The sequence below is a fragment of the Lentibacillus songyuanensis genome (assembly GCF_039548255.1).
Classification (GTDB): Bacteria; Bacillota; Bacilli; order Bacillales; family Amphibacillaceae; genus Lentibacillus_C; species Lentibacillus_C songyuanensis.
Map to the genome: position 1 here is coordinate 65,386 of NZ_JBCLVH010000022.1, position 8,071 is coordinate 73,456.

8 protein-coding genes are annotated in these 8,071 nt (G+C 41.9%); 4 read left to right on the plus strand and 4 right to left on the minus strand.

Annotated elements, in window-relative coordinates:
* From WMZ97_RS17545 to WMZ97_RS17555, 3 genes are all read right to left on the minus strand, one after another.
* Complete coding sequence (locus WMZ97_RS17545) at nt 1-1,182, minus strand: NupC/NupG family nucleoside CNT transporter (RefSeq protein WP_343273391.1); 1,182 nt, start codon at nt 1,180-1,182, stop codon at nt 1-3.
* A gap of 130 nt (nt 1,183-1,312) precedes the next feature.
* Nucleotides 1,313-2,230, minus strand: a complete 918-nt coding sequence (locus WMZ97_RS17550) for a pseudouridine-5'-phosphate glycosidase (protein WP_343273392.1) — start codon at nt 2,228-2,230, stop codon at nt 1,313-1,315.
* Nucleotides 2,214-3,326, minus strand: coding sequence for a carbohydrate kinase (locus WMZ97_RS17555; RefSeq protein ID WP_343273401.1), 1,113 nt, complete (start codon nt 3,324-3,326; stop codon nt 2,214-2,216). The genes WMZ97_RS17550 and WMZ97_RS17555 overlap by 17 nt, the downstream gene beginning before the upstream one ends.
* Before the next feature lie 209 nt (nt 3,327-3,535).
* Between WMZ97_RS17555 and WMZ97_RS17560 the strand changes: the two genes are divergently transcribed.
* From WMZ97_RS17560 to rpiA, 4 genes are all read left to right on the plus strand, one after another.
* Nucleotides 3,536-4,021 (plus strand): acyl-CoA thioesterase, encoded by a 486-nt coding sequence (locus WMZ97_RS17560; protein ID WP_343273393.1) that lies wholly within the window; start codon nt 3,536-3,538, stop codon nt 4,019-4,021.
* 75 nt (nt 4,022-4,096) lie between these two features.
* Nucleotides 4,097-5,755 carry a class I adenylate-forming enzyme family protein gene (locus WMZ97_RS17565; RefSeq protein ID WP_343273394.1) on the plus strand — a complete coding sequence of 553 codons (1,659 nt, stop codon included), beginning with the start codon at nt 4,097-4,099 and terminating at the stop codon, nt 5,753-5,755.
* 89 nt (nt 5,756-5,844) lie between these two features.
* Nucleotides 5,845-6,744: a nucleoside hydrolase gene (locus tag WMZ97_RS17570; RefSeq protein ID WP_343273395.1), complete on the plus strand. Its 900-nt coding sequence runs from the start codon at nt 5,845-5,847 to the stop codon at nt 6,742-6,744.
* Between the two features lie 26 nt (nt 6,745-6,770).
* On the plus strand, nt 6,771-7,451 hold the full coding sequence (gene rpiA / locus WMZ97_RS17575; RefSeq protein ID WP_343273396.1) for a ribose-5-phosphate isomerase RpiA: 681 nt from the start codon (nt 6,771-6,773) through the stop codon (nt 7,449-7,451).
* Between the two features lie 68 nt (nt 7,452-7,519).
* Here the strand turns inward: rpiA and WMZ97_RS17580 are convergent, their stop codons facing one another.
* Nucleotides 7,520-7,828: a hypothetical protein gene (locus tag WMZ97_RS17580; protein WP_343273397.1), complete on the minus strand. Its 309-nt coding sequence runs from the start codon at nt 7,826-7,828 to the stop codon at nt 7,520-7,522.
* Nucleotides 7,829-8,071 lie beyond the last annotated feature (243 nt).

Genomic DNA, 8,071 nt, shown 5'->3' on the forward strand with positions numbered 1-8,071 from the left:
TTACATCATTAGCCCCATGATTGTTGCTGAAATGATAGAAGCCAATGTTGCACCAAGCAATAATTTTAAAGCAAATTTAGCAACATGACTGCCTTGTTTTTCACTAATCGATTTGATGGATCCAGATATAATTCCGACCGTACCAAAGTTGGCAAAACTGACCAAATAAACGGAAACAATGGCATTCGTTTTATCGGAAAGAGATCCGGCGATATTTCCAAAGTCAAGCATGGCAACAAATTCGTTGGTTACTAGTTTGGTTGCCATGATGCTGCCAGCCTGTACCGCTTCTGCCCAAGGAATTCCCATAAGAAAAGCAACGGGGGAAAAGATGTAACCCATAATTGTTTGAAAAGAAATGTTAAAAATGCCCGAGAAGATAACATTGATACATTCCATCAATGCAATAAATCCGAGTAACATGGCAGCAACGGTAATGGCGATTTTGAAACCGTCCATGACACTATCACCAACCATTTGGAAAAATGGGACGCGTTCCTTCTCTTCAATTTGAATTAAATCTTCTTTTTCATCCAGGTCATACGGGTTAATGATGTTGGCGATAATCAATGCACTAAAGATATTAAGTACAACAGCGGTAACGACATATTTGGGCTCCAGCATGGTCATATATGAACCAACCATGGCCGCACTTACCGCACTCATTGCTGATGTACAGATGGTATACAGCCTGCGCGAGGACAATAACGGGATCTGTTTCATGATTGTCAAAAATACCTCTGGCTGACCCAGGACAGCAGTGGATACGGCGAAATAGCTTTCCAGCTTACCCATTCTAGTTATTTTACTTAGAATCCATCCCAAATACTTGATAATGATTGGTAAGACTTTGATATAATTCAAAATTCCAATCAAAACGGAAATAAATACAAGCGGTAGCAGTGCGGTCATGAAAAAGGTTGACTCCCCTTCGTTTACCAGTCCGCCAAATACAAACTCAATTCCGGAATTGGCAATGGCCATCAGCTTCTCAAAAAAATGACCGATACTTGTAACAACAACTAAACCAATACTTGTGTGCATGAGAAAAAAGACTAAGACTAGCTGAACAACAAGCATGATCCCGATTCGTTTATATTTTACATGTTTACGGTCGTTACTAACTAAAAACGCAACTAAAAAGGCAAATAAAATTCCAGTTATTAGAAAAATAATATTCATCTGCTTCTCATCCCTTTTCAAGGTGTGTGATGTATCATTTGTTGTGGTGTTACCGTTTACATCGATGTTTAAATGAAACAAGCCACCTGGTAAGCAAGTGGCTCTTATCAGTAAACGTCATGTAAAAATGTTATTTGTTTTTGTTATTAAAACTTACAGCTATCTCTGTTCCAACTTTTGCATTGTGTTTAACAAGAGCAATGTTAGCATCCAGACTTTTTCCTTCTGTCATTTCAACCACTTTTTCTAGCAGGAATGGCGTGCTGTCCTTACCAGAGATATGGTTTTCCTTAGCTTCTTGGATAGCTTGGTCAATAATACCATTAATAAATTGCTCATCCATGGCATCTTCTTCTGGTATTGGGTTTGCGATTACGACACCGCCATTTAAATTTAGACCCCATTTAGCAATTAGTGTATCCGCAATCGTATCAACCGAATCGGTAGAAGAATTAAGCTTATATTCGCTTGAGCGAGTGAAGAATGCTGGTAAATATTCTGTACCATAGCCAATGACCGGTACACCCTTTGTCTCCAAGTATTCCAATGTCCGTGGCAAATCGAGGATTGACTTTGCACCAGCACAGATAACCGCAACATTTGTTTTAGCCAGTTCTTCCAGGTCAGCGGAGATGTCCATCGTTTCTTCCACACCGCGATGAACACCGCCAATACCGCCAGTAACAAACACATGAATGCCGGCCAATTCTGCGCAAATCATCGTCGTTGCAACAGTGGTTGCACCCAATCGTTTGGTTGCGATAATTTCTGGCAAATCACGACGGGATACTTTTGCAACGTTATCACTGTTACCGAACATTTCTAATTCCTCGTCTGATAAACCAATTTTAATTTTTCCATCCATGATAGCAATTGTTGCTGGTACTGCACCATTGTCACGGACAATTTGTTCTACTTCCCGAGCTGTTTTTACATTTTGTGGATAAGGCATACCATGCGAAATAATGGTGGATTCCAATGCGACAATGGCTTTACCTTCTTCTTTTGCTTGTTTCACTTCGGCTGATAAGTCAATGTATTGATTCATTTTGTAATTCCTCCATATCAAATTCAAGCTGATGTTTCGATAATTCTTGTCGTACCGTATACTTTGAACTGAGCGTTTTATATGCATTTACCATTCCAGATGAAATCACATCTTCATGACTTTTCTTGTGTAACCAGGAATGAATCACAGCGGAACAAAAGGCGTCACCTGCACCGGTTACATCGACAACCGTTTCTGCTTTGATCGCCGGATAAAAGTGAACTTGTCCATCTTTTCCGCTTGCCGCCACCCCGTTAGCGCCATCCGTAACAATGACATTTTTAACGCCTAAATTCAACCAGTTTTCAATCGCTTTTTGAAAGTCTTGTTGGTTGTTGATCTGAATGTTAAAAAAGGTTTCTGTTTCATCTTTATTCAAGATCAGCCAATGAACAGCTTGCAGGTTTTTCGGAAGCCTGTTCATTTTCGGTGAAGAGACAGGAACAATTACGAAAGGTATCTGATATTTTAGTGTAAATGATGACAGAAAATCAATGGTTTCTTTTGGACAGTTTAAGTCAGCTACAATGCATTTTGCCTTTTGTAATGTGTTGCTGTTTTTGCTCAAAAGCTCTGGTGTGATTCTATCGTAAATATTCATATCAGCAAGTGCGGTGAACATATCCCCATGTTTGTCCAACACAGCAGTATAGGAGCCGGTAGCAGCATCTTCAAATTGCGTAACATAGTCCAAATTCATGAATGGGGAGGACAGGTCGTAAATTTCCTTCCAGTCCGAATCATTCCCGGCAGCGGAAAGCATAATAATATCTTCTCCAAGTCTTCCAAGATTCTCAGCAATGTTTCTTGCTACCCCTCCAACAGATCTGGATGATGTCACGGGATTAGATGTTTTTTCTACAATATCCTGTGTTACATAAAATTTTCGGTCGACATTGACGCCTCCGATACATATAATCGGGTTCACTTCATTTAATACATAGGCCTTCCCGGAAACGTATTCTTTTTTAATTAATCCGGAAATGATATTTGCAACAGTTGATCGCGATAAATTAACCGCATTTGCCAATTCTAACTGTGAAATAAAGGGATTATCTTTAATAAGTTGTAAAACCAGTTTCTCTTTTTCATTGATATCATCGCTCATTACAATTCACCCCCTCGAATCACTTAGGACAAATGTTTAGTTTTTAAACATGTGTTTATTATGCGCTTTCACTATCAATCTGTCAAGAGATACTCAAGATTTTCACCCGTGGGATATTGACCAGTTTGCTTCTTTCGTATCTTTTGACAATTTAGTGGACTGAAGGATACAATTTTTGATGAGAGGAGACGGAAAAAATGGAAAGGAAGCTTGATATGATGACAGATGAATATCCCCAAGCAGATATGGAAATGACGGTAACATGGGGGGATAGTGATCCGGCTGGGATTTCGTATTATGCTAGGACGTTTGATTGGTTTACGAATGCGCGTATGCATTTTTTTGCGGAATATGGATTCCCGTACATAGAGACATTTCACAAAAAGGGGGTTGCCCTTGTGTGTCTGCATGCGGATTGTGATTACAAAAAAATGGTGCGTCCTGGTGAGCCAATCACTGTTCGCGCAACATTGACAAATCTGACACGGACCAGGTTGGCGATTCAATATCGTGTGTTTAAACATAATGGGGAGCTGGCAGAAATGGGGGAAACCACGCATACATATGCAGATAATGATGGAAAGCCGTTTAATTTGAAAAGACGGTATCCTAAGCTGTGGGACGAATTAATGGACAAGTGGCCGGTTTTTGGCAATTTGGCGAGCGGTCTTAGCAATCAGTAAATCCTTCATTGACAGGGGATATAATTATGACAAATTAATCGCATACTAAATCAAAAATAGGAGGAAGAGGAGAACATGGAGCAATATACGTATGATGTTCGTATGTTCAAAGAAACGTTTGAATATGAATTTACTTACCTGAATGGATTTTTACGAAATGTACACCGGTTCGGACAGCGGCCGGCAATGACATGTACAGCGACGGACCGGACATGGACGTATGCTGAATTGAATCAGGACGTAAACCGGTTGGCCCATGCCTTGTTGGAAGATGGTGTTGGCAAAAATGATGTCGTTATGTATCAGCTGTTGAACTCGGCTGAATTTGTTTTCAGTTTTTTAGCTCCACAAAAGATTGGTGCTATCAACAGCCCGATCAACTTCCGGTTGTCTCCTGGAGAAACAGCCTACATTATCGATGACAGCAAACCAGTTGTTTTTATTTATGATGCTGAGATTAAGGAAACAGCGGAACAAGCGCTGGCGATGGCAAATCATCGTCCGGATCGGGTGGTGATGGTTGACATTACCAATGAAGAAAAAACACCAGATGGGCATGTTTCTTTTGTGAACTATGTACAAGATCAATCGATCAAGGACCCAGGAATTGTGCAACCAAAGCATATTTATGATGAAAATACCCGCCTTTACACCTCCGGAACGACGGGAATGCCAAAAGGGGTTCCATTAAACAACATCAATGATATCCTTTCCGCCCATGACGTGGCAATGCACTTTCCGCTAAGCCCAATCGATAAAACGATGAACATGAGCCCCTGGTTCCATCGTGGAGGAATGCATTCCGGCGGACCAAACCCTACGCTATATATTGGCGGGGAAATTGTTATTCTTCGAAATTTCCATCCCAAAACCTGTTTGAAATACGTCGAAAAGTATGGGCTGACATTTTTAATTGGTGCGCCGCCAATGCTGAAAATGCTGTATGAACAGCAGAAAAAGCATGCTGTTGATTTATCCAACCTAAAGGGAATTGTTACGATGGGTGCGCCATTGGGAAAAGAGGACTGCATGAACTACCAGAAGACACTTACACCGAATATTTTTAATGGGTATGGAACGACGGAAGCGTTTTGGAACACCTTTTTGCGTCCATATGATTTGCCGGAGATGGCCGGTTCAGCGGGACGAGCCTGCACGGATGACGATGTGGCAGTCGTAAAAATTTATCCTGATCGCAAGGCAGATCCAGATGATCTTGTGGACAAGGATAATGCGGAAGTTGGCGAGGTGATTGTCCGTGCGCCGGGAAAGACGGCGTATGCGTATGTCAATAATGAAGTAGAGAGCGAGCGGGTGTTTCATAAAGGCTGGCTTTACATCGGTGATATGGCAACGTGGGATGAGAATGAATTTGTCACCATTGTTGGCCGCAAAAACGATATGATCGTCTCCTCCGGCGAAAATATCCATCCGGTTCAGGTGGAAGAAATCCTTAACCAGCATCCAAAAGTGCAAGAATCTGTCTTAGTAGGTGTTCCTGATGAATTAAGAGGAGAATCAACGGTAGCGTACGTGATTAAAGCTGATCCTTCGCTGACAACAGAGGAACTAAACAGCTATTGCGTCGAGCATCCGATGCTGGCGGACTATAAGAAGCCGCGCTATTACCGATTTATTGATGATCTGCCATATACGGCGACAGGGAAAAAGAAACATTTTGAAGTGCGGAAGATGGCGGTAGAGGATCAGAAAGCAGGGCGTTTAGAGAAGTAGAAGTGATAAGATTGAAAGGGATAATACCGGTAATATTTTCGATTATCGTTTCGTTAACTATCAACCTAACCAGACAAAAGGAGATCATCATGAAGAAACCAATCATTATTGACACTGATCCAGGAATAGATGACGTGGTGGCAATTACCGCTGCGTTATTTTCCGATAAATTGGATGTGAAATTGATAACAACCGTCGGCGGGAATGTTGGAATTGAAAATACAACCAGGAATGCCGTCGACTTGCTAACATTTTTAGGGAAACATACACCAATAGCAAAGGGAACAGGGGCACCGTTATTGCGCAAACCGAAGACGGCATCCCATGTCCATGGAAGGAGTGGAGTAGGAGAATATCAATTTACGGCCGAACCAAATACGTCCTTGCTTTCTGAGGAAAACGCCATTGTTGAGCTGCGAAATCACATTATTTCTTCACCAGAACCAGTGACACTTGTGCCGATTGGACCACTTACCAACATAGCACTTTTACTGAAAACTTTCCCCGAGGCGATTAATAATATTGAACAGATTGTCCTAATGGGTGGGGCGGCAACGGGCGGTAATGCCACACCTGTAGCTGAGTTTAATATCTACGCTGATCCGCATGCGGCGAAGATCGTCTTTGAAACAGACATTGATATTGTGATGTGTGGACTGGATGTGACGCGGTTAACAAGTGTTACCTATGATGACGTGAAAAAGGTGAGAGCACAAGGAAACGTTGGCGAGATGGTTTATCAAATGCTTGGCTTTTACATGCATGCTTATACCAAAGAAGCCATTTCCATCCATGATTTATGTACGATTTTTTATCTAATCCATCCTGATTTATTCCGTGTGAAACGTGCGACTGTTGATGTGGTAACCGATGGACCGGCGACCGGCTGTACGGTGGTGAATTATATGGAAGATGGCAATGTGCAAGTCTGTATAGATGCGGATGTCGAAGCGTTTCGAAATGAATTTACGAAAGTGTTTGCACGGTAGGATGATTAATCGAGGAGGCTAGATCCATGAATCCAATCGAACGTCAAAAACAATTGGCTGGTGAAGAAGCGATTTCCTTCATCAAAAATGGAATGACCATTGGCTTAGGCTCGGGATCTACGGTCAATATGATGCTTAAAGCGCTTGGTGAGCGTGTACAGGAAGGATTGAATATTAAAGGAATACCGACCTCGTTACAAACAGAGGAATTGGCTCATGAATACGGGATACCGTTAACGCGCTTTGCCGATATTGAACAGATGGATGTGGCGATTGATGGGGCTGACGAGGTGGATGATCACCTCAATCTGGTAAAAGGCGGGGGCGGTTGCCTGGTACGGGAAAAAATCGTTGCAGCTGCAGCTAAACAGTTGATCATTATTGTGGATGAATCCAAACTAGTTCCACATTTAGGAGCCTTTCCATTGCCAATCGAGGTGGTTTCGTTTGGCTGGGAATTTGCAGCAAAACGTATTGCCGAGCTTGGCTCTGAGCCGCAATTACGAAAAGGGGGCAACGGGGACATATTTGTTTCGGACAATGGAAATTATATTTTGGATTGTGCATTTCATGAATTACGACAGCCGAAACAATTGCATGCCCAATTAAAAGCGATGGTTGGTGTTGTGGATACCGGATTATTTGTTGGCATGGCTGACCGGGTGATTGTTGCCACGGGGGATGGAATTAATATGAAGCATGCATAATATGGGAAAGATAATCAGAATCTAATCGGCCGGGGAAGCATCCATTCTATCTGTGTTATATTCTTAGATCATAGCGTTCCCCGGCTAACCTGGTTATTTAACAATCGAATATTGCTGTGAACCCCTTTTGATACCTCTACAGCCGATTCAATGGCACCTGCATGTTGACTGGATAATTGATAAATAATATCCTCAAACAGGATTTCCATTTCATCAAAAATCGCTGCTGCCGCCGTATTGTACAGGCGAATGTTCGCATAATTTCCTGAACTGAAAATAGCGGTATCCAAATAGGGTCGGAAATCATCAACCAGGGTTGGGAGATTTGCCATTAAACGATCTAACCCTTTGCGAATACCTTCTACCGTCGATTCCATTTCTTCAATCGGCTTCTTTGCATTGGGTCAGCATCTTTTAAAGCCTTCCGAAAGAAGTCTCTCCCTTCCATCCTGTTACGAGTGAAACAAGGATAAGAGGGAAATGAATTTCGGTTTGCTCAGCAAAGTACTTGAAAATACCGAACATAGGATCTATAATTAGAGTTAGGAGGTGCATTCATGTTACTAAACTACAAATATGAAATTTTTCCTTCACCCGAACAAATCGACATACTGGAATCC

Bases quoted from the DNA above. Each gene is read 5' to 3' on its own strand.
- WMZ97_RS17545 (WP_343273391.1), bottom strand. From the start codon at position 1,182: ATGAATATTATTTTTCTAATAACTGGAATTTTATTTGCCTTTTTAGTT.
- WMZ97_RS17550 (WP_343273392.1), bottom strand. From the start codon at position 2,230: ATGAATCAATACATTGACTTATCAGCCGAAGTGAAACAAGCAAAAGAA.
- WMZ97_RS17560 (WP_343273393.1), top strand. From the start codon at position 3,536: ATGGAAAGGAAGCTTGATATGATGACAGATGAATATCCCCAAGCAGAT.
- WMZ97_RS17565 (WP_343273394.1), top strand. From the start codon at position 4,097: ATGGAGCAATATACGTATGATGTTCGTATGTTCAAAGAAACGTTTGAA.
- WMZ97_RS17570 (WP_343273395.1), top strand. From the start codon at position 5,845: ATGAAGAAACCAATCATTATTGACACTGATCCAGGAATAGATGACGTG.
- rpiA (WP_343273396.1), top strand. From the start codon at position 6,771: ATGAATCCAATCGAACGTCAAAAACAATTGGCTGGTGAAGAAGCGATT.
- WMZ97_RS17580 (WP_343273397.1), bottom strand. From the start codon at position 7,828: ATGGAATCGACGGTAGAAGGTATTCGCAAAGGGTTAGATCGTTTAATG.